This window comes from Pseudomonas antarctica (genome assembly GCF_001647715.1).
GTDB lineage: Bacteria > Pseudomonadota > Gammaproteobacteria > Pseudomonadales > Pseudomonadaceae > Aquipseudomonas > Aquipseudomonas antarctica_A.
In genome coordinates this window covers 2,676,951-2,702,713 of sequence record NZ_CP015600.1, presented here as the reverse complement: position 1 = coordinate 2,702,713, position 25,763 = coordinate 2,676,951, and the positions used below count along the sequence as shown (strand labels likewise).

Annotated in this window: 21 protein-coding genes; 6 read left to right on the top strand and 15 right to left on the bottom strand. The window is 61.8% G+C overall.

Annotated features, from left to right (window positions below):
* Nucleotides 1-81: 81 nt before the first annotated feature.
* The 6 genes from A7J50_RS12360 to A7J50_RS12335 all read right to left on the bottom strand — a co-directional run bounded on the left by A7J50_RS12360 (nucleotide 82) and on the right by A7J50_RS12335 (nucleotide 7,678).
* Nucleotides 82-1,092, bottom strand: coding sequence for a Gfo/Idh/MocA family protein (locus A7J50_RS12360; protein WP_064452043.1), 1,011 nt, complete (start codon nucleotides 1,090-1,092; stop codon nucleotides 82-84).
* A gap of 18 nt (nucleotides 1,093-1,110) precedes the next feature.
* Complete coding sequence (iolD, locus tag A7J50_RS12355; protein WP_064452042.1) at nucleotides 1,111-3,042, bottom strand: 3D-(3,5/4)-trihydroxycyclohexane-1,2-dione acylhydrolase (decyclizing); 1,932 nt, start codon at nucleotides 3,040-3,042, stop codon at nucleotides 1,111-1,113.
* Nucleotides 3,043-3,099: 57 nt separating this feature from the next.
* The gene (locus A7J50_RS12350; protein WP_064452041.1) at nucleotides 3,100-3,921 is read right to left on the bottom strand and encodes a TIM barrel protein; all 822 of its coding nucleotides are present in this window, start codon (nucleotides 3,919-3,921) and stop codon (nucleotides 3,100-3,102) included.
* 25 nt (nucleotides 3,922-3,946) lie between these two features.
* The gene (gene iolB, locus A7J50_RS12345) at nucleotides 3,947-4,735 is read right to left on the bottom strand and encodes a 5-deoxy-glucuronate isomerase (protein WP_064452040.1); all 789 of its coding nucleotides are present in this window, start codon (nucleotides 4,733-4,735) and stop codon (nucleotides 3,947-3,949) included.
* Nucleotides 4,735-5,625 carry a myo-inosose-2 dehydratase gene (gene iolE / locus A7J50_RS12340; RefSeq protein WP_064454918.1) on the bottom strand — a complete coding sequence of 297 codons (891 nt, stop codon included), beginning with the start codon at nucleotides 5,623-5,625 and terminating at the stop codon, nucleotides 4,735-4,737. Before iolE ends, iolB begins: the two co-directional genes overlap by 1 nt.
* 115 nt (nucleotides 5,626-5,740) lie before the next feature.
* Nucleotides 5,741-7,678, bottom strand: coding sequence for a bifunctional 5-dehydro-2-deoxygluconokinase/5-dehydro-2-deoxyphosphogluconate aldolase (locus tag A7J50_RS12335; protein ID WP_064452039.1), 1,938 nt, complete (start codon nucleotides 7,676-7,678; stop codon nucleotides 5,741-5,743).
* On the opposite strand from A7J50_RS12335, the gene A7J50_RS31385 reads away from it, so the two are divergent.
* The gene (locus A7J50_RS31385) at nucleotides 7,677-7,871 is read left to right on the top strand and encodes a hypothetical protein (RefSeq protein ID WP_156526274.1); all 195 of its coding nucleotides are present in this window, start codon (nucleotides 7,677-7,679) and stop codon (nucleotides 7,869-7,871) included. The two genes, A7J50_RS12335 and A7J50_RS31385, sit on opposite strands and share 2 nt — an antisense overlap.
* A gap of 92 nt (nucleotides 7,872-7,963) precedes the next feature.
* Nucleotides 7,964-8,884, top strand: a complete 921-nt coding sequence (locus A7J50_RS12330) for a MurR/RpiR family transcriptional regulator (protein WP_053256468.1) — start codon at nucleotides 7,964-7,966, stop codon at nucleotides 8,882-8,884.
* Nucleotides 8,885-10,025: 1,141 nt separating this feature from the next.
* Here the strand turns inward: A7J50_RS12330 and A7J50_RS12325 are convergent.
* From A7J50_RS12325 to A7J50_RS12305, 5 genes are all read right to left on the bottom strand, one after another.
* Nucleotides 10,026-13,136, bottom strand: a complete 3,111-nt coding sequence (locus A7J50_RS12325; RefSeq protein ID WP_064452038.1) for an efflux RND transporter permease subunit — start codon at nucleotides 13,134-13,136, stop codon at nucleotides 10,026-10,028.
* On the bottom strand, nucleotides 13,133-14,371 hold the full coding sequence (locus A7J50_RS12320; RefSeq protein ID WP_064452037.1) for an efflux RND transporter periplasmic adaptor subunit: 1,239 nt from the start codon (nucleotides 14,369-14,371) through the stop codon (nucleotides 13,133-13,135). The genes A7J50_RS12325 and A7J50_RS12320 overlap by 4 nt, the downstream gene beginning before the upstream one ends.
* Nucleotides 14,364-15,602 carry a TolC family protein gene (locus A7J50_RS12315; RefSeq protein ID WP_064452036.1) on the bottom strand — a complete coding sequence of 413 codons (1,239 nt, stop codon included), beginning with the start codon at nucleotides 15,600-15,602 and terminating at the stop codon, nucleotides 14,364-14,366. The genes A7J50_RS12320 and A7J50_RS12315 overlap by 8 nt, the downstream gene beginning before the upstream one ends.
* 95 nt (nucleotides 15,603-15,697) lie before the next feature.
* Nucleotides 15,698-16,036, bottom strand: coding sequence for a hypothetical protein (locus tag A7J50_RS12310; RefSeq protein WP_064452035.1), 339 nt, complete (start codon nucleotides 16,034-16,036; stop codon nucleotides 15,698-15,700).
* A gap of 26 nt (nucleotides 16,037-16,062) precedes the next feature.
* Nucleotides 16,063-17,484, bottom strand: coding sequence for a PLP-dependent aminotransferase family protein (locus tag A7J50_RS12305; protein WP_064452034.1), 1,422 nt, complete (start codon nucleotides 17,482-17,484; stop codon nucleotides 16,063-16,065).
* Nucleotides 17,485-17,576: 92 nt separating this feature from the next.
* Here A7J50_RS12305 and A7J50_RS12300 point away from each other — a divergent pair, with 92 nt between their 5' ends.
* Nucleotides 17,577-18,806: a multidrug effflux MFS transporter gene (locus A7J50_RS12300; protein ID WP_064452033.1), complete on the top strand. Its 1,230-nt coding sequence runs from the start codon at nucleotides 17,577-17,579 to the stop codon at nucleotides 18,804-18,806.
* A 152-nt stretch (nucleotides 18,807-18,958) separates the two neighbouring features.
* On the opposite strand, the gene A7J50_RS12295 is transcribed toward A7J50_RS12300, so the two are convergent.
* Nucleotides 18,959-19,864, bottom strand: coding sequence for a hypothetical protein (locus A7J50_RS12295; protein ID WP_064452032.1), 906 nt, complete (start codon nucleotides 19,862-19,864; stop codon nucleotides 18,959-18,961).
* Nucleotides 19,865-20,274: 410 nt separating this feature from the next.
* Here A7J50_RS12295 and A7J50_RS12290 point away from each other — a divergent pair, with 410 nt between their 5' ends.
* Together A7J50_RS12290 and A7J50_RS12285 are read left to right on the top strand one after the other, a co-directional pair.
* Entirely contained in the window at nucleotides 20,275-20,958 is a 684-nt protein-coding gene (locus tag A7J50_RS12290) for a response regulator transcription factor (protein ID WP_003219726.1), read from the top strand.
* Nucleotides 20,936-22,330 carry a sensor histidine kinase gene (locus A7J50_RS12285; protein WP_064452031.1) on the top strand — a complete coding sequence of 465 codons (1,395 nt, stop codon included), beginning with the start codon at nucleotides 20,936-20,938 and terminating at the stop codon, nucleotides 22,328-22,330. Before A7J50_RS12290 ends, A7J50_RS12285 begins: the two co-directional genes overlap by 23 nt.
* Nucleotides 22,331-22,457: 127 nt before the next feature.
* Here the strand turns inward: A7J50_RS12285 and A7J50_RS12280 are convergent, their stop codons facing one another.
* Genes A7J50_RS12280 through A7J50_RS12270 form a run of 3 tightly spaced genes read right to left on the bottom strand, consistent with a single transcriptional unit; the run spans nucleotide 22,458 to nucleotide 24,713 of the window.
* Nucleotides 22,458-22,868: an SRPBCC family protein gene (locus tag A7J50_RS12280; RefSeq protein WP_064452030.1), complete on the bottom strand. Its 411-nt coding sequence runs from the start codon at nucleotides 22,866-22,868 to the stop codon at nucleotides 22,458-22,460.
* A 27-nt stretch (nucleotides 22,869-22,895) separates the two neighbouring features.
* A complete protein-coding gene (locus A7J50_RS12275; protein ID WP_064452029.1) occupies nucleotides 22,896-23,693 on the bottom strand; it encodes an SDR family NAD(P)-dependent oxidoreductase in 798 nt (265 codons plus the stop codon).
* A 15-nt stretch (nucleotides 23,694-23,708) separates the two neighbouring features.
* On the bottom strand, nucleotides 23,709-24,713 hold the full coding sequence (locus tag A7J50_RS12270) for an aldo/keto reductase (protein ID WP_064452028.1): 1,005 nt from the start codon (nucleotides 24,711-24,713) through the stop codon (nucleotides 23,709-23,711).
* A gap of 113 nt (nucleotides 24,714-24,826) precedes the next feature.
* On the opposite strand from A7J50_RS12270, the gene A7J50_RS12265 reads away from it, so the two are divergent.
* Nucleotides 24,827-25,720, top strand: coding sequence for a LysR substrate-binding domain-containing protein (locus A7J50_RS12265; RefSeq protein ID WP_064452027.1), 894 nt, complete (start codon nucleotides 24,827-24,829; stop codon nucleotides 25,718-25,720).
* The last annotated feature ends 43 nt before the right edge of the window (nucleotides 25,721-25,763 follow it).

Sequence of the window (25,763 nt, the reverse complement as noted above, 5' to 3'; positions counted from 1 at the left end):
CGGCATCAATGTTGAATGTGCCGCCGTCATCGCAGGCAAGCCAGCTCCCACACCGACCAAGTGCGTTCAGTGGAGTGGGGCTTAGCCGTAGAAAGGTGGGCGCGGTGGCAAGCTGACCTTAATGATCTGCTCGCTGCTCTGCGCTTCGATACACGCATCCGCCGCCACTGCCGCCGCAAACCCATCCCACGCCGACGGCCCGCCGACTTGCCCGGCGCGCACGCTGTCGATGAAGGCCTGCAACTCGACGTCGTAGGCGCCGATAAAGCGGTCTTTCCAATCCATCAGAATCGCATTCGACAGCTTCGCGCCACTGCGCAACTGCACCTGGGACGGTTCCGGCAGCTTGGCGATACCGGTCTCCCCCACCACTTCGCACTGGATGTCGTAGCCGTATTGGCAGTTCACAAACACTTCCACGTCGATGCGCGTGCCCTTGGCGGTTTCCAGCAGCACAATCTGCGGGTCGCGCAGGTGGGCCAGGGCCTTGCTGGTCTTGCGCGGGAACACCACCTGCACCGACACGTAGTCGTCGTTGAGCAACCAGCGCAACACATCCAACTCGTGGATCAACGTGTCGGTGATGGCCATGTCGGTCTTGTAGTTCTCACCCACCGTTGGGTTGCGGTGCGCGCAATGCAGCATCAACGGCTCGCCGATCTGGCCGCTGTCGATCACGGCCTTGAGGGCGCGATAGCCTTCGTCGTACGGGCGCATGAAGCCCACTTGCACCAGGCGCTTGCCATAGGCGACTTCAGCATCAACGATCTTGCGGCAGCCTTCGGCCGTCACGGCCAGGGGTTTTTCGCAGAACACGGGTTTGCCGGCGGCGATGGCGGCGAGCACGAATTCTTCGTGGCTCGGGCCCCAGGAGGTCACCAGAATCGCCTCGACGTGCGGCGAATTGATCAGCGCATGGCCGTCGGCGTATACCTCGGCGTCCAGCTTCAAATCAGCCACAACCTTGGCAGCTTGCTCAAGGTTGATGTCGGTCACCGCAACTACCTGGCTGTTAAGCAAGGTCTGGCTGCAACGACGAATGTGGTCCCGGCCGATGGCGCCCGTACCGATTACACCTAGCTTCAAAGACATACCAAACTCCTCTTGTTATTAGTACTGCCGGGCCTTGGCCAGCTGTTCATTGAGTTTTTTCGCCGCCGCATTCGTGCGTTCGCTGGTGGACACCTGGGCAACACCCACACGCCACCACGACAAGTAGCCGTGGATCATGGTCTTGGGCAGTACCTTGATATCAATCAACGTCGATACCGTTTGTGTGCGCGCATCGGCCAGCGCCGATTCGAGCTGTTCCACGGTGCTGACCTTATAGGTCTTGCAGCCATAAGCCGCCGCGCTCATGGCGAAATCCACCGGCACCAGGCCGCCGTCGAGCTTGCCGCTCTCGGGGTTGCGGAAGCGAAATTCCGTGCCGAAGCTGTCCATGCCGTTGCCGATCTGCAGGTTGTTGATGCAACCGAACGCCATGTTGTCCAGCAGCACCACGTTGATCTTGCGCCGCTCCTGGATCGAGGTGGCAAGCTCCGAGTGCAGCATCATGTAAGAGCCATCGCCGACCAGCGCGTACACCTCCTTTGTCGGTTCAGCCAGCTTCACGCCGAGGGCCGCGTTGATCTCGTAGCCCATGCATGAATAGCCATACTCGACGTGGTAGGTGTTGACGCCTTTGCTGCGCCAGCTGCGCTGCAAGTCGCCGGGCAGGCTACCGGCGGCGGCGACGATGATGGCGTCATCGGCCAGGGTGTCATTGAGCACACCGAGTACACGGCTCTGAGTCAGGCACGAGCCGGTCAATTCGATGAATTCGCGCAGCACCGCGCGATCCAGGTGGTCATCAACCTGCGGAACAAAATCATCACCGCTGTATTCCACGTGATGCACACGGTCCACTTCCGCCTCCAGCTGCGCCTTGGCGTCGCAGACCTGCTCGCCCCAACCGGCGCGGTAGTCGCCCAAGGCGTCAGCCAGTGCCTCAAGGCCAACCTTCGCGTCCGCCAGCACTTGTACGCCGTCGAGCTTCAAGGCATCGCAGGGGCTGATATTGAGGTTGAGAAACTTCACCTCGGGATGCTTGAACAGCGATTTGGATGAGGTCGTGAAATCGGTATAACGCGTGCCGATGCCGATAATCAGATCGGCCTCGGGCGCCAGCAGGTTAGCCGCCAGGCAGCCGGTTTCACCGATGCCGCCGAGGTTCAGCGGGTGGTTGGACACCACCGCACTCTTGCCCGCCTGGGTTTCGGCGAAAGGAATATCAAAGCGCTCGGCAAAGGCTTGCAACGCGGCATTTGCCCCGGCGTACTTCACACCACCGCCGCAGATGATCAGCGGCTTGCGTTTGCCCCGAAAGGCGGCCACAGCGTCAGCGATCATCGCGTGGGTGGCTGGACGACGCTCGATACGGTGCACACGTTTTTGCAGGAAATAGTCGGGATAGTCCCAGGCTTCGGCCTGCACATCCTGAGGCAGCGCCAGGGTCACAGCGCCGGTTTCGGCGGGGTCGGTGAGCACGCGCATGGCGTGGATCGCGGCGGTCATCAACTGTTCGGGACGGTTGATGCGGTCCCAGTATTTGCTCACCGAACGGAACGCATCGTTGGTGCTGATGCTCAGGTCGTGGAATTGCTCGATTTGCTGCAGCACCGGGTCAGGTTGGCGGCTGGCATACACATCGCCCGGCAGCAGTAGCAACGGAATACGGTTGGCCGTGGCGGTCGCCGCAGCGGTCAGCATATTGGCCGCGCCCGGGCCCACGGATGCGGTGCACGCGTAGATCTTGCGGCGCAGGTGCTGCTTGGCAAAACCGATGGCGGCGTGGGCCATGCCCTGCTCGTTGCGGCCCTGGTGCACCACCAGGTCGCCGCTGTCCTGCTCCAGGGCCTGGCCCAGGCCCAGCACGTTGCCGTGACCAAAAATGGTGAACACACCGGCGACAAACTTGCTCTGCACGCCATCGACTTCGACGTATTGGTTATCCAGAAACTTCACCAGGGCCTGGGCCATGGTCAATCGTGTTGTGGTCATGTTCGCACCTTGTATGAATGCAAATCTGTCGATCAACAGTGATGTTATGAGGGAGCGTCAGGGCCGGGCGTTTTGCAGGTGGGCGATGCTTGCCCCAATGGCCTGCTGAATATCCACCAGCCCATGCACGCTTTCAGCAAACGGCTCGAACGACAGATAGCCGCCATACCCGGTGCTGAGCAAGGTGTCGATCTGCGCAGCATTGCCGAGGATATCGCCCTCGCCGACCAGCACGCGGTGGCCGTCGCGAATCGAATTCAGTGGTGCGTCTGCATCTTCCACGCCGGAGATATGCACCAGCCCGGTCAGTTCCGGGAAGAACTCATGCTCGCTGGCCAGGTGATGATGAAAGGTGTCGTGCACCAGGCGGAACACATCCAACCCGCCAATCGACTGGATCGCGTCCACCGCCACGCGCTTGCGGCGCAGAGCACATTCCTCAAACCCCAGGGGCTCGATAAAACCCAGAATCGCGTATTCACGCAGGATCGGCGCCAGCTCGCTCAACGCCGTGCGCAAACCGGCGGCACGCTGGGCTTCGCTGCGTGCATCGCCGCGCTCATTCAGCGGGCACATCACCAGGCCTTGCGCGCCGCATTCGCGGGCATAGGTGGCGAGGGCGATCGCCTGGGCGCGACGTTCATCGTTCCATACATCAAACGGGTACAGCGCGTTGATCGACAGCACCGCAATGCCCTGCCCTGCGCACAACTCGCGCACGCGGCTGGCCGGCGTGCCGAATTCGATTTCGTGCCCCTTGAGGTCGTTGCGAATCTCGATGGCATCGCATTTGAGGGCCGCAGCCAACTGGATGAAGTCCGGCAGGGAAAGGTTGGGCGCGACCATACGGTTTAGGGCAAAACGCAGAGACGACTGCATTGTTATTGTTCTCCGTCCAAACCGATTAAAGGTCCAGCAGCCAGCTGTGCTGTGGGTCGTTATGGAAATGCCAGGCGCGCTTGGGGCCGGCCATCACGTTCAGGTAGTACGACTCGTAGCCATACGGCACGCTGACCGGGTGATAACCCTTGGGCACGACCACCAAGTCGCTGTTTTCCACGGCCATGGCCTGGTCGATACTGCGGTCGTCGGTGTACACCCGCTGGAACACGAAGCCTTGGGGCGGATTAATCTGGTGGTAGTAGGTTTCTTCGAGAAAACTCTGGTGCGGCAGGTCGTCGGTGTCGTGTTTGTGTGGCGGGTAGCTCGACGAATGCCCGGAGGGCGTGCGCACTTCCACCACCAGCAGCGAATGGGCCGGCTCGCTGTCAGGCAGGATGTCACACACATAACGGGTATTGGCGCCTTTGCCGCGCACGCTGCGTTTGCACTGTTCAGGACGGATCAGACGCGGTTCAAACCCCTCTGCACCGGGCGCGGCGCAGACGGCGATTTGCACATCGCTCAAGGCGGTAATCTGCGCTTCGGTGCCCGGCGGCAGGTAGGCGGCGAAGGGTGATTTGTCTTCGAATACCGACTGACGATCACCGAGGTTCTGCCAGTTGAACCCCTCGCCCTCGATATTCACCCGGCCACTGAGCAGTACCAGGCACACCTCTTTATCGCCAGCGCTGACCGGCAGGCTTTCACCGAGGCTCAGGCGGTAGGCGGCAAAGCCCACGTACTCCAGGCGCCCCTCTTCCAGCGCGACCATGGTTTGCCCGCGTTTGCTGCTTTTAACCAACAAGCTCATCACTCAGTCCTCTCGTTGAGAAGCGCGCGCAACGTGTCATAGCCCTTTTTCGCATAGATATAGCTGGGCGCCACGGCCGGGTCCTGCTCGGCTTCAACTACCAGCCAGCCCTCGTAGTGGGCGGCCAGCAATACATCGAGCAGCTCGGCAAAGTCGATATCGCCATCGCCGGGCACGGTGAAGGTGCCATTGACGATGCAGTCCGGAAAGCTCCACATCTGATTGCGCGCCAGTTGCACCACCGGCTTGCGTACGTCCTTGAAGTGCACGTGGCAGACGCGGTCGATGTGTTTGCGCAGTACCTCGATGGGTTCGCCACCGCCCATGTAACAGTGGCCCGAATCGAACAGCAGGCCGACTTCCGGGCCGGTTCGGCGCATCAGCTGGTCGATGTCCTCCGGCGACTCGACGTAGGCGCCCATATGGTGGTGGTAAGCCAGGCGCACGCCCTGGGACAGGGTGAAGCGCGCCAACTCGGTGAGTTTGTCGGCATAGTCCTGCCAGGCCTGTTCGCTGTGCAAACGCGGGCGTTCGATCAGGCGGACTTTCGAGCCCTGGATAGAATCAGCCACTTCGCCGTAGACCAACACCGTGGCACCGTTCTGTTTCAGCAGCTCGACGTGACCGGCGATGGCCTCGATTTCCTCTGCCACCGAACGCCGCGCCAGGCGGCTGGAGTACCAGCCAGAGACCAGCGCCAGGTCATAGGGGCGCAACACATCGCCCACCCCTTTTGCGTTCTTGGGGAATTTGCCGTTGAGCTCAAAACCCTCGTAGCCGATTTCCTTGCCTTCGCTCAGGGCGGTGCTCAGGGGCGTTTCGCCACCCAGCGCCGGCAGGTCGTCGTTGCTCCAGGAGATCGGGTTGATGCCAATTCGGATTGCGGGCATGGCTGCACCTTTATTGTTTTTCAGCTTCACTGATATCTGGTGTGTGTGGAAGCTGGCTTGTCGAATCGACAAGCCAGCTTCCACATTTGAATGCCTTTCAGGTTAAAGACTGTGTTCAGGTGCGCGAACTGCGCCAGGCGTTGATGAGCTGTTCGAAGGTTTGCTGCACCTGCTCAATCAACGTCTCATCATTAATCTCCCCCGCCATCCACGCGCGGCTCGGTTCCTGGAAGATCGTGCGGCCCACCGCAAACCCACGGCAGGTGGTGCTTTGGCTGGCTTGCTGGAAGCCATCGGCGAGGCATTCAGCCGATGCGTTAAGGCCCAGCAGCACCACGCCGCGGCAGTACGGGTCGCGTTCCTGGATCAGCTCATCGAGCTTTTTCCAGTCTGCGGCCGATTGCGCCTCGATCTTCCACCATGCCGGGTAGATGCCCAGGTTGTACAAGCGCTTGAGGCTGCGATAGAGCACGTCGGGATAGGTCGACGGGTGGTCTTTGGGCGGGATGACTTCCAGCAACAGCTCATGGCCGCTGACCAGGGAGGCCTCGTACACGGCCTTGAGTTGCGCTTCCTGTTCCAGGCGCAGCATCGGCTCGTCGTCAGGGTGGAATTGCACCAGGCACTTGATGATTTGCTCCTGCGGCCAGGCGATCAGATTGCTGCCTACCGAGCGACCGTGCTCAAACGCCAGGGGCCGCGAGTTCTGCACTTCCACCGGGCGGGCGATCCACCAGCCGCGACCGCTGGCGGCATTGAGCGCATCCTGCCCGAAGCGTTGGTCGGCCAGCAGGCCCACATCAGCCTCGACACCTTGCTCGCGTAGCTTATGTTCCACACGTTCAATGGCCTGGATAAACAGCTGCTTGATGTCGCTGATACGCGTCAGGTCCTGGCCGCCTTTTTGCGCCAGGTCCACCAATTGCCAGCGATGGTCGAACGCAAACACGAACAGCTGCTTCCAGGCTTTACGCGGCACGGTGACCCGGTGCAGGCGCTGGAGGGTGACGTCCTGGTCAGGGCGGGTGATGGGCACCGGGCTATTGAACAGGTAATCCAGTTCGGCAGGCGTTGGCATGGCCGGCGCGCAAGCGTGGCGGGACACGACGAGACCACCGCAGGCGTTGGCCAACTGGCTGCAGCGCTCATCGCTGGCATCGTTTATCCAGCCGCTGAGGAAGCCCGACATAAACGCATCGCCGGCCCCCAGCACATTCAGCACTTCAACCCGCACGCCCGGGTAAATTGCGCCATCCTCCAGCCGCGCTGGCACCGCGCCGTGGATCACCGTGCAACCTTGCGGGCCGAGTTTGACCACCAGGGTCGCCGGGGTCAGTTCACGTACGGTACGCAAAGCGGTGAGCAAATCTTCACTGCCGCCCGCGATCAAAAACTCTTCTTCCGTGCCGACGATCAAGTCGAAACGTGGCAGGATTTTCTGCACATGCTGGCTGACATTCTGGTCGGCGACAAACCGGGTTTCACCATCCGCCTTGCCCGCCAGGCCCCACAGCACGGGGCGGTAGTCAATATCCAGCACGCGCTTGACGTTGTGTTTAGCGGCGTAGTCCAGGGCCTGGATGCTGGCCTTGTACACGCCATCGGTGGAGAAATGTGTGCCGGTGATCAGCAAGGCTTTGCTGGAGGCAATAAAGGCTTCGCTGATGTCCTCAGCGCGCAGCGCCATGTCGGCGCAGTTTTCGCGGTAGAACACCAAGGGGAAGGTTTCGCGGTCCTTGAGGCCCAGCAGGACCAGGGCGGTAAGGCGCTCCGCGTCGACCTTGATGCCGCTGACATCACAGCCTTCACGGGCCAGGGATTCCACCAGGAAGCGGCCCATGTGGTCGTCCCCTACCCGGCTCAGCATCGCCGACTTGAGCCCCAGCCTCGCGGTGCCGAACGCGATATTGGCGGACGACCCGCCGAGGTATTTGGCGAAGCTGGACACGTCCTCAAGCCGCGCACCCACTTGCTGTGCGTAGAGGTCGACGCCCAGGCGCCCGAGGCAAATCAGATCCAATTGACGCCCACTGGCAAAACGAGTCTGGCCCATGCTGGCTCCTGTTATTTTTATCAGCCTGCGTGGTGCCGCCGTGGTGACGGCACACGCTCTTGGTGCAAGCAGACTAGAACGTTCAGCGGCCTCAATCAATATTTATTCCATAATTATTTTTAGTGGAATATTTTTTCCAATAAGCCAGCATAATGGCATGCCAGCCCTCCTGCGCCGTTTCAGCCGCCCATAGGCGCCGTGATGCCGGGGTATTTTTTTGCGCCTACCCTGTAGACTTGCGCACACCCATCAGCGCATCAGAAGAACAAGCCAAAAGGATTGCCCATGTCCCGCACCGATCAGCCGGCCACGCCCGAGACTCCTTCGCAAGACCCTCTCGCCAGCCCCCCGATCAATGCCGAGCGCCTGTTGCAGCTGATCACCGACGAATATGAAAGTCTGCCGCGCCAGCTCAAACGCATCGCCAGCTACATGAGCCAGCAAAGCGACCGGATCATGGTTGACCGCATCAGCGACATCGCCCGCGAATGTGAAGTGCACCCGTCGGCCATCGTGCGGTTTTCCCAGCGCTTCGGCTTCAGTGGGTTCAGTGAGATGCAGGCGCTGTTTCGCGAGGCCTACACCCACAAGACCACGCCGGTGCAGAACTACCAGCAGCGCATTCGCAGCATGATCGCGAACAAATCGCAGAAGGCCAGCGGCGGCGACCTGGCGCGTGAATGTGTGAACGCCACCCTGTCCGGCATCGAGCGCCTGGGGCTGGAACTGGACGATGTGGCGTTTGAGAAGGCCGTGGACCTGGTGGTCAATGCCGACAATATCTACGTGGTCGGTGTGCGCCGCTCCTTTGCGGTGGCCGATTACCTGGTCTACAACCTGCAACACACCAACAAGCGCATTCACCTGATTTCAGGCCTGGGCGGCAGCTACCGCGAACAGATGCGCAGCGTGCGCGCCAATGACCTGGTGATTGCCATCAGCTTTACGCCCTACGGCAAAGAGACCCAGCACTGCCTGCGCATTGCCCAACATCACCAGGCCAAGACCCTGATCATCACCGACAGCAACCTATCGCCCCTGGCCAAACGGGCGAACGCGGTGCTGTTGGTGAATGAAGGGTCATCGTTTGCCTTCCGCTCGTTGAGCGCCACCTTGTGCCTGTGCCAGGCGTTGTTTATTGCCGTGGCGTACCGGTTGGAATTGAAGGTGGATGAGATTCACGAGCAGGTCGGCTTCGACGACTGATCCTGTGGCATTGGATATCCCCTGTGGGAGCGGGCTCGCCCGCGATGGCCATAGGTATCTACACATCTTTTTTTACGGGTTGAGTGCTGTGGTTGTCGGGGGGGCGTTGAGTACATATCCGTTGTTTGGGTAACGGCTGACATGGGTTCCGCCCTTACGGCGGGTCACTTTTGAAAGGAGCCCAAAAGTAACCAAAAGGCTCTTGCCCCACCACTCGGCACCTCGCCTGGGCTCGGTGTGCCCTCACTCCGGCATCACGAAGCGGGCCGCCGCGACGGGCCGTCCCTGCCCCGTCGCGGCTAAACCGGCGTCCTGCCGGTTTACCCGCTCCGTAATACCTACGTTCGGCCAGCGTGGTTAACGGGGCGCCTAAGATCAACAGCAGATCAAGATCAAAAGCAGAGCACGGCGGCCTGGTAGCCGACCTGAGTGGTTAGATCAAAAGCAAAACCGAGGCGGCCTTACAGCCGACCTGATCTTGGAAGCTGAACCCAATCAAATGTGGGAGCGGGCTTGCTCGCGAATGCGGTGTGTCAGTTACAAATAAGTTGACTGACACACCGCATTCGCGAGCAAGTCGAATCGTCGCACCGCCGCTCCCACAGTTGGAACTCATTTCATCCGGTAAAAGTGGTGTTGCTGTGCTGTTGCCCTGCTTTTGCTTCAACCACTCAGGTCGGCTACCAGGCCGCCGTGCTCTGCTTTTGATCTTGATCTGACAGGCCCCGTTAACCACGATGGCCGAACGCAGGCTTGAATCCGTGGGTAACCCGGCAGGACGCCGGGTTAGCCGCACTGGGCCAAGGATGGCCCATTGCGGCGGCCCACGGATTCAAGCCGGAGTGCGGGCATGCCGAGCCCAGGCGAGGCACCGAGTGGTGGGGCAAAGCGTTTTTTGGTTACTTTTTTAGGCGCTTTGTAAAAAAGTGACCCGCCGTAAGGGCGGAACCCTAAGCAGCCGTTACCGCAGCAACGGATATGTACTCAACCTACCTAACCCCCTCACAGGCCTAAAGCGACACAAATAGTTGCGTAGATACCTATGCCGCGATGGCGGTGGGTCCGTCAATGTATCTGGCGACTGACACAACGTATTCGCGAGCAAGCCCGCTCCCACACGAGCCCCCTCCCCCATGTTTGCTCAGCGTTTGGCCTTGGCACGGCGCATCAGGTGATACGCGGCCGGGATCACGAACAGCGACAACAACGGCGCCGTTAGCATGCCGCCGATCATCGGCGCGGCGATGCGGCTCATGACCTCACTGCCCGTGCCGCCGCCCAGCAGGATCGGCAACAACCCGGCGATGATCACCGCAACGGTCATCGCCTTGGGCCTCACCCGCAGCACTGCGCCTTCGGTGATGGCCGCCAGCAGGTCACCGTCCTTGCGCTCGGCCCAGGCGTTTTTCAGGTAGAGCAGCATAATCACGCCAAACTCGGCCGACACGCCCGCCAACGCGATAAAGCCCACGCCCGTGGCCACCGACAGGTTGAAGCCCAGCCAGTAGAGCAACCAGACGCCACCGGTCAGTGCGAACGGCAATGTACCGAGGATCAGCAACGCCTCGTCCACACGGCGGAAGGTCAGGTACAGCAACACAAAGATGATCAGCAAGGTCGCCGGCACGACCAGCTTCAAACGCTGATTGGCCCGCTCCAGAAACTCGAACTGCCCCGAATAGCTGAGGCTCATGCCCGGTTGCAGGTGCACCTGCTGGTTGATGGCCTCACGGAGGTCCTTGACCACGGACGCCAAGTCGCGATCACGCACGTCGATATACACCCAGCCGGAAGGCCGTGCATTTTCACTTTTGAGCATCGGCGGGCCTTCACTGACCTTGAGCCTGGCCACCGTACCGAGGGTGATCTGGCTGCGCTGTGGCGTATAGATCGGCAGATTGCGTAGCGACTCCACCGAGTCGCGCCAGGCCTTGGGGTAACGCAGGCTGATGGGGAAGCGCGCCAGACCTTCTACAGTTTCGCCAATGGTTTCCCCGCCAATGGCCCCCGACACAATCGACTGCACATCAGCGATGTTCAGACCGTATTGCGCGGCTGCCGCGCGGTCGATATCCACATCGATATAGCGCCCGCCGGTCAGGCGCTCGGCCAATGCCGAACTCACGCCGGGCACACCCTTGGCGACCTTCTCCACGGCCTGGGTCACCGCGTCGATCTGCATCAGGCTGGTGCCCGCCACCTTCACGCCGATCGGGCTTTTGACGCCGGTGGCGAGCATGTCGATACGGTTGCGGATGGGGGGAATCCAGATATTGGTCAGGCCCGGCACCTGCACCACACGGTCCAGCTCCTTCACCAATGATTGCGGGGTCATGCCGGGGCGCCATTGGTCCCGGGGCTTGAACTCGATCGTGGTCTCGAACATCTCCAGCGGCGCCGGGTCGGTGGCGGTTTCGGCGCGGCCGGCCTTGCCAAACACATGGGCCACTTCCGGCACACTCTTGATCAGGCGGTCCGTGCGTTGCAGCAGTTCACCTGCGGTCTGCGTCGACAGCCCCGGCAATGCCGACGGCATGTAGAGCAAGTCGCCCTCGTCCAGCGGCGGCAGGAACTCGCCACCGAGTTCCGCCACCGGCCACAGCACGCTGGCGACCATCAGCAGCGCCACCAGCAAGGTCACGCGCGGCCAACGCAGCACGGCATCCAGGGCCGGTTGATAGAGTTTGATCAGGCCGCGATTGAGCGGGTTACGCTGCTCGTCGGGAATGCGCCCGCGAATCCAATAGCCCATCAGCACCGGGATCAACGTCACCGACAACCCGGCCGCTGCCGCCATGGCGTAGGTCTTGGTGTAAGCCAGCGGGCCGAACAAGCGGCCTTCCTGGGCCTGCAAGGTGAACACCGGGATAAACGACAGGGTGATGATCAGCAAACAGAAAAACAGCGCCGGCCCGACCTCCACCGCCGCATCGGTCACCACCTTCCAGTGCTCATCACCCTCAAGGGTTTTGCCGGGATGGGCGTGGTGCCAGGCTTCGATCTTCTTGTGGGCGTTTTCAATCATCACCACCGCCGCGTCCACCATCGCACCAATGGCAATCGCGATGCCGCCCAGGGACATGATATTGGCGTTGAGCCCCTGGAAACGCATGACGATAAACGCGATCAACACGCCCACCGGCAACGAGATGATCGCCACCAGCGATGAGCGCAGATGCCAGAGGAAAATCCCGCACACCAGCGCCACCACCAGGAACTCTTCCAGCAGCTTGTGGCTCAGGTTGTCGACGGCACGGTCGATCAATTTGCTGCGGTCGTAGGTCGTGACGATGTCCACACCGGGCGGCAGGCTGCTCTTCAATTGCTCCAGCCTGGTTTTGACCGCAGCGATGGCTTCACGCGCATTTTTACCGCTGCGCAGAATCACCACGCCGCCGACCGCTTCGCCTTCGCCGTCGAGCTCGCCGATGCCACGGCGCAGGTCCGGGCCTAGTTGGACCGTTGCCACATCGCCGAGCGTCACCGGCACATTGTTGCTGTCGAGGCGCAATGGAATGGCGCGAAAATCAGCCAGGCTTTTCAGGTAACCGGACGCTCGCACCATGTACTCGGACTCGCCCATATTCAGCACCGAGCCGCCGGTTTCCTGATTGGCCTTGCCGATAGCCTGCGCAACTTGAGCCTGGGTGATGCCGTGACTGGCCATGGCCGGTGGGTCGAGCTGCACTTGGTACTGCTTGACCTGGCCGCCGATGGTCGCGACTTCCGCCACATTCGGCAGGGTCTTGAGTTCGAATTTAAGAAACCAGTCCTGCAAGGCACGCAACTGCGCCAGGTCGTGTTGGCCCGTGCGGTCCACCAATGCGTATTGGTAGATCCAGCCGACCCCGGTGGCGTCCGGCCCCAGCGAGGGTTTGGCCGAGGCCGGCAAGCGTGCCTGCAATTGGCTGAGGTATTCCAACACCCGCGAACGGGCCCAATACAGGTCGGTACCTTCGTCGAACAGCACGTAAACGTAGCTGTCACCGAAGAACGAAAACCCGCGTACAGTCTTGGCACCCGGTACCGACAACATGGTGGTGGTCATCGGGTAGGTGACCTGGTTTTCCACGATCTGCGGCGCCTGGCCCGGGAACGGCGTGCGGATAATCACCTGCACATCCGAGAGATCCGGCAAGGCATCGACCGGGGTGTTTTGCACCGCCCAAACGCCCCATGCCGTGATGAATAGCGTGGCAAGCAACACCAGAAAACGGTTAGCCACCGCCCCACGAATCAGCAGGGCGATCATGGCTGGGCTCCCGGTTGCATACCCATTTCAGGCATGCCGGACGGTGGCGCGGTAATTCCCCTCAAACTGGCTTCCGAGTCCAGCAGAAATTGCCCGGAAGCGACCACCTGCTGGCCTTCCTGCAAACCGCTGCGGATCACCGTCTGGTCCCGGTTTTCCGCGCCGGCTTCGACTTCGACCGGCCGATAATGCCCGCCCTCCTCGGCCAGCATCACCAGCACGCGTTTGCCGGTGCGGATCAAGGCTTCGCTGGGCACTTGCAGCACCGCTTGCCCGCTGGTTTGCGCCAGGCGCACTTGAGCGGTCATGCCCGGGCGCAAGGTGCCATCGGGGTTGGGCAATTCCACACGTACCTGCACGGTGCGACTGTCCATGGCGGTGGCCGGCAAGATCGCGCTGACGGTGCCGGAGACGCGCTTGCCGGGTAAACCGACAAACCGGCTCTGCACGGTTTGCCCCACCGCCAATGTCGCCCCTTGGGCCTCCGGTACGGCGATCTGCAACCACACCTGATCCAACCCGTTGATCCGCGCCAGGGTCTGCCCCGCCGCCAGCGTCATGCCTTCGCGCACCTCCAGGGTTTGCAATGCGCCGCTCAACGGGCTGGTGACCGTCAACACCGACTGCACCCGGCCACTGCGCTCCATTTGCTGGATCAAACCGGTAGGCATGCCGCTCAGTCGCAAGCGTTGCCGGGCCGCCGCGATCAACCCGCTGTCACCGCTGTGACGCAGTGCGAGGAATTCTTCCTGGGCCGCCGCCCACTCGGGGATCAGGAGGTCCGCCAAGGGCGCGCCGGCTTTTAGCACATCCCCCGGCGCGCGCGCATACACCCGCTCGACAAACCCGGCGGCCCGCGCCTGGACCACCGCCACCTCACGCTCGTTGAAGGCAAGGATGCCCGACAGGTCCAGCGTAGAGGTCATCACGCCACGGGTCACGCTCGCCAGGCGCACGCCGATATTCTGGGTTTGCCGTGGGTCGATCTGTACCGCTGGCATAGTTGCAGCAGCACCTTCAGCTTCGGCGTAGCGCGGAACCAATTGCATATCCATGAAGGGCGACTTGCCGGGTTTGTCGAACTTCTGCTGCGGGTACATCGGGTCGTACCAGTACAACGCCTGCTTATCGTCTTTCGATGCAGGCGCAACCGAGGTTTGCGGATGCAACTGCGCCAACCCGTAGCCCGCCCCCAGCCCCAGCAGCACCAGTAATGCGACGATTCGATTATTCATTGCTGGGCTCCCCATAGGCGAAATACAACTGGGCACCGATCAAGGCGCGCTGCTCGATGGCATCCATCTGTTTGAAGCGGGCCTGGACCAGCTCGCGACGGGCACTGACCACATTCAACAAGTCGCCCTTGCCCGCGCGATAACCGGCCAGGCTCAACGCCACCTTCTCTTCGGCCAGCGGCACCAGGCTGTCCTGGCTGCGCAGCACGGCGCGGTCCAGGCGCTGATACACCGCGAGGTCGTCATCGAGCATCTGGGTATGTTCACGGGTAGCGGCTTCGCGCTCGGCATCCAGTTGATCCACCTCGGCCTGCTTGGCAGCGATACCCGGGTTTTGTCGGCGGCCAGGGAAAATCGGCAGGTCAAAACTCAATTGCAGGCTGACCATATCGCCGTATTCCCGGCCCCGGTGCTGGTAGTCGACCTCCCAACTCCAGTCCGAGGTCTTTTGCGCCCTGGCTTCCTGCAAGCGCGCCTGCGCCTCGCGAGTGCGCGGTACAAAGGCTTGCAGCTCAGGGTGTTGATGCAGGTTGTGGCTGTAGCCGAGACTGTCGATGGTCCATTTGGGTAACTGGCCGCTGGGCGCCTCATTGGCGGCCGCGCCGATCCAGCGCTTGAGGGCGGCGCGCGCCTGGGCGCGTTGTTGGGTCAACTCGTCCTCGCGCTCCGCCAACTCGGCGGCTTCCTGCTTGGGAATAACGGCATCAGAAGCCTGGCCACGTCCCGCGGCCAACTGCGCACGCACGCTGTCTTGCAACAGGCGATTCTGCCGATAAAAGTCTTTGAACAAGGCCTCTTTGCGCTCCACGGCGTAGGCGCGAATCCACGCCTGGGCCGTGGCCTGGCGCACGCTCAGCCGCTCGATCCGGCCTTCAGCCGCCGTGCGTTCTATCGTTGCATCCGCCAGCTCCACGCGGGCCTTGCGCTTGTCGCGGCTGGGCACCTGTTGCTGGATTCCGATCATCTGGTCGGTCATGTCATCGCCATACAATGTGCCGCGATTGGGCCCGCCGATGGGGAAGTTTTGCAGGCCTACCACCAGTTTCGGGTCGGGCAATTCACCGGCCGCAATTGCCACCTGTGAGGCGGCTTGCAGCTTGGCCGACTCTGCGGTCAGTGAGGGCGCGTTGTTTTGCGCCAGGCGCAGGGCGTCATCCAGGGTCAGCGCAGAGGCCAGCGCCGGCCACACCAGCACGCCCACCACCAGGGCGCGCATGTAGAGGGAATTCATGTTGAAGATTCCTGATCTGTTCCGCTGCGTCGCGCTTTAAGCGGCCCACAGCAAGGTCATCCCGGGTCGGGATGAGTCTTCAGGTGCAACAGGAATCAGCGACGGGGCGGGCGCCAGACGCCGGGCGGCGTGCGGTCGGGGATGAAGTCCGAGGAGAGGCTGGCGGTTAAAGGGTGTGCCAGGGTCAGTGGGGCCTTGAGCACCGGCATCGACAGTTGCAGCAAGCCACCGCTCTTGCACTCCTGGCCGGGCTTGCAGGCCTTGCCATGGTCGACGCCGTCCTGGCAGCAATCGGGGGGCATGTCCGTCATCATTTGCATGTCCGACATCTGCATCGGGCAAGGCTCGGTGCTCGACGGCACACCCGCCATCCCGGTCAGGGGAAGCGTGAGGCTTAACAGCATGACCAGGATTAAACGCAGGAGGCGGCTCATGGGGCGCGAGTCTAGCCAAGCGGGCGTTAAGTCGCCATTAACAATTTCGTGAGCACTCGCCCGTGAAAACGGATCTGCGCCAGGGTCAACGCGGTGTAGCCAATGATCACTGCCGGCGCCAAGCTCGCTTCGACGCAGAACTTGCCCAACGGCTGCAACGTCAGCCCCACAGCGGCGGCACGCGTGCAGAAATCCGCCTCATCGCCGCCGGCCGGCAACCACAGCACAAAGTGCAACCCGGCCTGCTGGCCGCTGACCGCGCAGCCTTGCGGGAGACAGGCCAGCAAGGCATCGCGCCGGGCCTGATACGCCTGACGCGAGGCGCGCAGATGGCGCACAAAGGCCCCGCTGCCCAGGAACTCCACCAACCCCACTTGATCCGTGGCGCCCACTGAATGCCCGGTCAGTTGCAAGGTACGCAGCAACGCGGGTCGCAGCGTCCTGGGCACGACCATGAAGCCCACGCGCAAGCCGGGGAACAGGTTCTTGTTGAAGCTGCCGCAGTAAATCACCCGATCGCCGGAATCCAGGGATTTGAGCGCCGCCAGGGGCGCACTGTTGTAGTTGTATTCGCTGTCGTAATCGTCTTCGACCACCCAGGCATCCGTGCGCGCGGCCCAGTCCAACAGCGCCAGGCGGTGCGAGACCGACAGGGTCATGCCCAACGGCGCCTGGTGTGCAGGCGTGACATACGCCAAGCGTGCAGCACCCGGGAGTTGCGCGGTGTCGAGGCCTTCGGCCGTGACCGGGATCGGCACAACCTGCGCGCCTGCCAGCGTGAACAGGCGACGCGCCGGTGTATAGCCGGGGTCTTCGACACACGCCGTGTCGCCCGGTTTAAGCAAGGTGCGGGCAATCAGGTCGAGGCCATGGCGAATGCCGGTGGTGACGATCACCTCGTCCGCCTCGCAGTGCATGCCGCGATAGCTGCGCAAGTAATCGGCAATTTGCGCGCGCAACGCCGGCAATCCGGCCGGGTGGGAAGCTTCCAGCGCACCCGGCCCTGCCGACAGTAGCCCGCGGGAGATGCAGCGTGCCCAGGCTTTCAGATCGAACAGGCCGGCATCCGGGCGCCGCGCAACGAAGGGCACGTGACTTTGCACGCCCGCATCAGGCTGATCGGGCACGGCCATACGGCGTGGGCTTTCGGTGGGCGCCAAGGCCGCAATAAATTGCTCGGGGATCACCGCGCACACCCGCGTGCCGGAGCCCGCCACGCGCTGCACGTAGCCTTCGCTGTGCAATCGCTCGAACGCCGCTTCAAGCGTACCGCGCGACAGCAGCCAGCGTTCGGCCAGGCTGCGGGTGGACGGCAATCGGCTGCCGGCCGGCAATTGGCGGTTCAAGATCGCCGCACGCAAGGCCTCGTAGGCGCCCTGCTGCTTGCCGGCCTCCAATGTATCGGGGCGCGGCAGGTCCAGGGCGGATGCGGCTTTTCCTCGGCTCATAGTGGTCCAATCACTCTATGCATAAGTGGCCCTGAGGATTAAACCACAGAGCCGTTAGAGTTCGGGTTCAATGCATTGCGAAGAAGCTTCCCATGACTCAACGCGCCCTCTCCTCCTGCTTCTGGCTGGTACTGCTGACCGTACTGATCGGCCTGCCACGTATCACCCTGGACATGCACCTGCCGGCCCTGCCCGCCATGGCCGATTACTTCCACACCAGCGACAGCCAACTGCAACTGACCCTCACGCTGTACACCTTGGGTTCGGCGATTTCCCTGCTAGTCAGCGGCCCACTGACGGACCGCTTCGGGCGTCGCCCGATTTTGTTGGCCGGGCTGTTTCTGTATGTGCTCGCGACCGTGGCCTGTGCGCTGGCCAACAGCCTTGAGGTGCTGATCGTCGCCCGCCTGTTCCAGGCCCTGGGCGGTTGCTGCACCACGGTGATCGGTCGGGTAATCGTGCGTGATTACTTCGACCGTCATGAACAGGCGCGCCTGCTCGGCCTGATCTCCATGGCCATGGCGATCTCGCCGATGGCCGCGCCGGTGCTGGGCAGCCTGATGCTGCCCTTTATCAACTGGCGTGGCCTGTTTGTGGTGCTCGGCGTCATCGGCGCGGGGCTGTACCTGGTGGTGTATCGCCGCTTGCCAGAAACCCGCCCGCCGGAAGTCGCCGCGGCGCCGCCAGGCAACCTGCTGCGCCTCTACGGCCAGCTCCTGCGCGACCGCTACTTCCTGCGTTACTCCATCGCCATCGGCTGCGTGTACAGCACCTATTTCCCGTTTATCAGCGAATCTTCGGCCTTGTTGCAACGGGGCTTCCACCTGTCCGCCACGGCCTACGCGCTGGTGTTTGCTGCAACCATCAGCGGTTATATGCTCGGGGCAAACCTGTTCCGGCGCCTGGTGCTGCGTTTCGAACCCGACGCTTTGATCAGCGCCGCAATCGGCCTGAACGTGCTGGGTAGCCTGATGCTCGCGGGGGCTACGGCCCTGCTGCCGGGTGATTGGCTGGCAATTGTGCTGCCGATGGTGGTGATCATGGTGTCGGTGGGGATGGTGATTCCGGCCTGCCAGCTCTCGGTATTGCAGCCTTACGGCGCGATTGCGGGGACGGCATCGGGGTTGTTCTTTTTTACCCAAATGTTCCTCACGGCGGTCAGCAGTTGGGCGACCGGGCTGCTGTCGGACGGTACTTCAGAACCGTTGGTGATCATGACCCTGGTCGCCAGTGCATTGCTGGTCACAGGCTGGCTGACCCTGCGCCAAACCAAAAGTGGGAACGGGCTTGCTCACGAAAGCGGTGTATCCGTCAGCTCATGAGTCGCTGAAAGACCGCTTCGCAAGCAAGCCCGCTCCCACTGGGGACCGAGCCAGGCTCAGGTTTAGTGCATGAAGATCGCGATCAGAATAATGACCGGGATAGGCACGCCGAGGAACCACAGAAGTAATGAGCGCATGATGTTCTCCTTGAATTAACGGACAAAGTGTTCGGTTTCGACATACACCACGGCATCCCGACGACGGCCGCCGAAGGTAGCGGCGAAGCTGGCGAAGAAGGCACCGATCAACAGCGCAACAAAGGTCCACAGCGACGTGTAGGCAGCGACTTTCGCAGCGGTATCGGCAGCTTGCTTGGCCTTGAGCTTGGCGTCTTCGATGGCTTTACGGGCTTCGCCGTAGACCTTGTCGATCCGCGCTTCGGCGTCGGCCTGGCTGAGGTTGGTGCGCTGGCTGATCAACTGGGCGAGGTAGGTACGGTCTTCCGGCGCCAGTTGGCCGTCGTTGCTCAGTGTGCGGGTGAGGATGCGGGCTACCACGCCGTGTACGGCGTCGTCGCTGACGGCAGCCGGGCGGTCATCGCGGAACAGGCTATCGACGTAATAGTCGAAGTCGCCGCTGTTGGCGCCTTTGGCTGCGCTGCCGGCTGCCTGGCTCATGCCGCTGGCGGCACCCGCTGCAACACTGGCACCGGCTTTAACGCCACCGCTGACCACGCTGCTGACCGAACCGACTACCAGCACCGCAGTGACCAGCGTCGCAACCGCCCAAGCGAGGAAACCATGGGCCGTGTCGCGAAAGTACACTTCATCGCCGTGCATATTGGCCCACTTCACGCGCAACCGACCGGCGATATAACCGCCCAGGCCCGAGGCAACGATCTGGGTAAATGCCAGCCAGACAATCGTGGAAATGCCGAGCCCCTTGGCGCTAATGCCGCTGTCGGCCCACGGCGACACTGCCGAAAAGCCCAGGCCGAAGCCCAACAACACGAGGATTAGGGACAGTGCAGCCGCCGCAGCGGCCCCGGCAAAAATTGCGCCCCAGGAAACCCCGGAGCGCGAACTCGACTCTTGCAGCGTGGATGAGGATGTGATCATTGTTGTTTTGCTCCCGGCAGGAAAAATAGTGTTACAAGTCTCAAAAGGGACAGTGCAGGCAGCGTGCCAGTCGGCGCAAAATTTAAAATCCTTATATTTCAATACGTTAACTAAATTGAACTTCGTTAAACCATGCAAGTTGCAAGAAAAGCCTGTTCGGGGCGGGCGTTCTGCAATCTCCCCACAAACGCGGTGCCTGTGGGAGCTGGCTTGCCTGCGGTAGCGGTGTACCAATGACAAAACGGTTGCCGGCACACTGCCATCGCCGGCAACCCAGCGCGCACACCGGACCGGCTCAGTGATTAAATTTGTGGTGGTTTTGCCAACATGAAGTTTAATTTAGGAAACATTCAGCTGGTTCTTGGCAAAATGGCCCCACTTCTAGTGTGAATCGCTCACCAGGTAATCCTATGACCCGTATTTTGACCATCGAGGATGACGCCGTAACGGCCCGCGAGATCGTCGCCGAGCTGAGTAGCCATGGACTGGACGTGGATTGGGTGGACAACGGCCGCGAAGGCCTGGTCCGCGCTGTGAGTGGTGATTACGATCTGATCACCCTCGACCGTATGCTGCCGGAGCTGGATGGCCTGGCCATCGTCACGACCCTGCGCACCATCGGGGTGTCGACGCCGATCCTGATGATCAGCGCCCTCTCCGATGTCGACGAGCGTGTGCGTGGCTTGCGTGCCGGCGGTGACGACTACCTGACCAAACCGTTCGCTTCTGACGAAATGGCCGCCCGCGTCGAAGTGCTGCTGCGCCGCAAAAGCACGGTCAAGGAATTCGAAACCGCCCTGCGCGTGGCCGACCTTGAACTGAACCTGATCAGCCGCGAAGCCAGCCGCGCCGAACAACCGCTGAGCTTGCTGCCGACCGAATACAAACTGCTCGAGTTCCTGATGCGCAACACCGGGCAGATTTTGTCGCGGATGATGATTTTCGAGGAAGTCTGGGGCTATCACTTTGACCCGGGCACCAACCTGATCGACGTGCACATCGGTCGCCTGCGCAAAAAAATCGATCCACCGGGCCTCACGCCGTTGATCCGCACGGTACGAGGTTCCGGTTATGTCATTGCTGAACCCCTCTAAGGGCTGGCGCTCCTCCAGCAGCCGCTTGCTGGCGCTTTACAGCTCGCTGTTTGTGGCCTGGAGTTGCATCCTCATGGGGGTGCTGTACTACGAGGTGTCAGGGTACCTCGGCGACTTGTCGCGCCACTCCCTGATGCAGCGTCAGCATTTGTTCCAGCGTTTCGACGGCGAAGAATTGGTGGAAGCCCTGACCACCAGCATGACCTTCGACATGAAGGGCGTGGACGCCTACGGCCTGTTCGATGAGCAATTTCGCCCCTTGAGCGGCCCAATCCGCGCCGTGCCACCGGACCTGCCGCTGGACGGCAAGATCCACGCCCTGGCCAATTGCGTCGACTCCGACGACCCAAAACTCCCCAAGGACAGCTGCGACGCCGTGGCCACCCACACCGAAGACGGTCGCTGGCTGGTGCTGGTACGCGCCAACGGTTCGCTGTTCGGCGTTACACGGATCATCTGGCATGCACTGCTGTGGGCGCTGTCGCTGACGATTATTCCCGGCGCGGCCGGCTGGCATTTGTTGCGCCGGCGCCCGCTACGACGCATTCGCGGGATCCAGGCCAGCGCCGAAGCTATCGTCGCCGGCGACCTGACCCACCGTTTGCCGCTGTCGAACCGGCGTGACGAACTGGACATGCTTGCCGCCATCGTCAATGCCATGCTCGACCGTATCGAGAAGCTGATGAACGAGGTCAAGGGCGTGTGCGACAACATCGCCCATGACCTGCGCACCCCACTGACACGCTTGCGTGCGCAGCTCTACCGCATCAAACAAGAGGCAGAGCAAGATTCGGGCTACGCGGTGAAACTGGACGACGCGATTGCCGAAACCGACACCCTGATGGCGCGCTTTCGTGGGCTGCTGCGGATCTCGGAGCTGGAAGACCACCAGCGCCGCTCAGGCTTCCTGGTAATGGACCCATTACCACTGCTGCGCGAGTTGCATGACTTCTATCTACCGCTGGCCGAAGAAGGCGAATTGCAGCTGCGGCTCGAAGTGCCGGAGTCACTGCCGTGGATTACCGGCGACCGCGCATTGTTGTTCGAGGCCTTGGCCAACCTGTTGAGCAACTCGATCAAGTTCTCGCCACCGGGCGGTGAAGTGATATTGCGCGGGGTCAACGACAGCGGCAGCACGCGCATCGAAGTACACGATTCCGGCCCGGGCATTCCGGCGGCGGAACGCGATGCGGTATTCCAGCGCTTCTATCGCGTGGATGAAAGCGACCAGCAAGGCGGGTTCGGCCTGGGCTTGTCGATTGTCGCGGCGATCATCAACTTGCACGGGTTCAAGCTGGACGTCGGCAGCAGCCAGAGTGGCGGTGCGCGGTTGGTGTTGGAGTGTCGGCGGCAGCTGATGCCCGAAGCCTGAACATCACAGCGGTAAAAAATGTGGGAGCGGGCTTGCTCGCGAATGCGGAGTATCAGCCACCGAAAATATCGACTGACTCACCGCTTTCGCGAGCAAGCCCGCTCCCACATCAGGCCTACTTTGCCTGTTAGAAGTTAGCGCGCAGCGCCTCAAGCCCGCCGCTGTAAACACCAGCAAACAAGGCCTCCACCTCCGCATCGGTGGTCCCGGCAGCCGGGGTAAATACGCCGGACCAGGTCACTTTCGCCGACGCCTCGGTCAACGCTTCAACCTGCAAGGTCGCCAGGTAAGCACTCACCGGAAACGGCGACTGCTCAATGGTGTAGCTGTAGGTGCGCGCCACGTTATCAAAGCTCTGCATACGCTCGACCACCACGCCGCCATCTGCGGTTTCCAGGTGACGCACACGCCCGCCTTCACTCGCCTCACTCTTGACGATCAGGGGCAGCCAATCCGGCAGCGCGTTGAAGCCACCGACCAATTGCCAAACCTGATCGGCCGAGACCGGAATTTCAATAACAGAAGAAGCTGTCGCCACAATAAATACTCCAGAAAAAATAAGACTTCAGATCGCCATGCTGTCGACAACGCCGCCGTCGACCCGCAACGCGGCACCTGTGGTTGCAGAAGACAGGGGTGAAGCAATGTACGCCACCAGGTTGGCCACTTCATCCACATTTGCCGCACGCTGGATGATCGAAGTAGGCCGCGCATTACGCACAAATACATCCGCCTCGTCCCGCGCACTGCGCCCGGACTTCGCCGTGGCGTCCTTGAGCATATGCTCCAGGCCGTCGGTAAAGGTTGGCCCCGGCAGCACCGCGTTGACGGTCACGCCCGTACCGGCCAGACGCTTGGCCAGGCCGTGGGACACGGCCAAATTGGCGCTTTTGGTCACGCCGTAGTTGATCATGTCCGCCGGTGTCGCCACGCCGGACTCCGACGACAGGAAGATCACCCGCCCCCAGCCCTGCTCGACCATACCCGGCACATAATGCCGCGCCAGGCGCACGCCAGCGATCACATTGACCTCGTAGAAGCGCGTCCACTCACTGTCTGGCGCTTCAAAGAAATCCACATCATTGAAGATGCCCAGGTTGTTGACCAGGATGTCGGCGCGCGGTTCGGCGGCGAACAGTGTCGCTGCGCCCTCAGCCGTACCGAGATCCGCCACCCAGCCACGCAGATCAGCGCCCGGTACCGCCTGGCGAATGCTCGCCAGGGCGTCATCGACCTTCCCTGCTTCACGCCCGATCACCACCACGGTCGCACCGGACTCTGCCAGCGCCTGGCTGATGCCCAGGCCAATGCCTGCGGTGCTGCCGCTGACGATGGCTACTTTGCCGCTTACATCGATGTTCATATCAGACTCCTGAAATTAAAGCGGCAACGGCGCACGGGTCGAGACCAGGCCGGCATCGCGCAGCGCCTGCCAGAAGGCCGCCGGAATATTCTCTGACAACGCTGCGACGTCTTCGGCAATCCGCCCCGGACGACTGGCACCCGGAATCACTGCGGCCACCGCCGGGTGGGCCAGGGAAAATTGCAGGGCGGCCGCTTTCACGCTGACGCCAAACGCCTGGGCAATGGCCTTGATCTGCTCGACCTTGTGGATGATCGCAGGGCTGGCGGGCTGGTATTCAAAGTGCGCGCCGCCGGCCAGGATGCCCGAACTGTAAGGGCCGCCAACGACAATCTCGACGTTCTGCGCCAGGGCTGCGTCCATCAAACGTTGCAGCGCACGCTCATGGTCGAGCAACGTGTAGCGGCCGGCCAGCAGGAAGCCATCGGGCTGGGCCTCGCTGAGGTCCAGGGTCAGCTCGCAGGGCTCAACGCGGTTCACGCCCAAGCCCCAGGCCTTGATCACGCCTTCTTCGCGCAAGCGGGTCAATACCTTGAAGGCGCCGGTGCGCGCCTGGTTGAAGTAGTCCAGCCACTGGTCGCCGTAGAAGTCCTGGGCGATGTCGTGAATCCAGACGATGTCCAGGCGATCGGTTTGCAGGCGTTCAAGGCTGTCTTCGATGGAACGCAAGGTAGCGTCGGCGCTGTAGTCGTTGAGCATCTTGTTCGGTCGACCGTGTTCAAACACGCCGCTTTTTTCGCCCAGGTCGCGGGTGCTGTGTTCGACTTCATCGAGAATCACTCGTCCGACTTTGGTGCTGAGCACGAAATCATCGCGGTTGTACTGCGACAGGGCCTGGCCCAATCGAATTTCCGCAAGGCCCGAGCCGTAGAACGGCGCGGTATCGAAGTAGCGCACGCCCGCATTCCATGCGGCTGCGACAGTGGCCTGGGCTTCGTCTTCAGGAATGGCGCGGAACATATTGCCCAACGGGGCGGTGCCGAAGCCCAATGGGCCGGGCAATTTGTCTTTCAAGCTCATGGTGGATCCTTAATCGGGTTCAGGGTCGCTGTGACCGTTGAGCAGATCCTAGATTGCGCAGATCAGACCGTCCAAGACATACTACGACCAACTTGAGTCCTTGCAGGTCTAACATGATTGACCTCCGCCAACTGCGCTACTTTGAAGTGGTCGCAGAAGAAGAACACGTGGGCCGCGCTGCCGAACGCCTGCACATATCCCAGTCACCCCTGAGCCGGCAGATCGCCCAGCTCGAAGAACGCCTGGGCCTGACCCTGTTCGAACGCAGCCAGCAACGCATCCGACTGACCCGCGATGGCCAGACCTTTCTTGCCGAAACCAAGGCGCTGCTGACCCATGCCAATCGCCTGGAATCGTTGGGCAAGCGCCTGGGTCGCGGCGAAGAAGGCGGCCTGTGCATCGGCTATATCGAAAACGCCATGCATGCCGGCGTGCTGCCCAATGCCTTGCGTGTATTGCGGGGCGACCGGCCGACCGTGCATATCAAGCTGTACAACTTGCCCTCCCTGGAGCAGCTCGAGGGCCTGCGCCAACGCAGCCTCGATATTGCCCTGGTCAGCGAACCACCGGCCGCTGATGACCCGGACCTGATCGCCCTGCAAGTGCTGGACGACCCGATGCTGCTGGCCCTGCCGGAGCATCATCCATTGGCCCGCCAAAGCGAGCTGTTACCCGAACATATGGCCGATCAGGAGTGGATCGGCGTCCAGCGCAAACCCGGCGCCAACCCGGCCGATGACTTCGTCGCCGCCTGCATTCGCGCCGGTTTCACGCCGCAAATCCCCATGGAAGCCAGCGAGCCGTTTACCGCACTCGGCCTGGTTGCCTCGGGATTGGGCGTGGCAATGGTGCAAAAAGGCCTGAGCCGCAATGCCCCGCCCGGCGTGGTGTTGCGCGAATTACCATGGCTGACTTACACCACCCCGCTGTGGGCCGCGTGGCATCGGATCAACCTGCGACCCTTGGTCGAAACCTTCCGTAAGGTGCTCACCGAACCTGAAGGCTGACGATGCATTAAATGTGGGAGCGGGCTTGCTCGCGAAGGCGGTG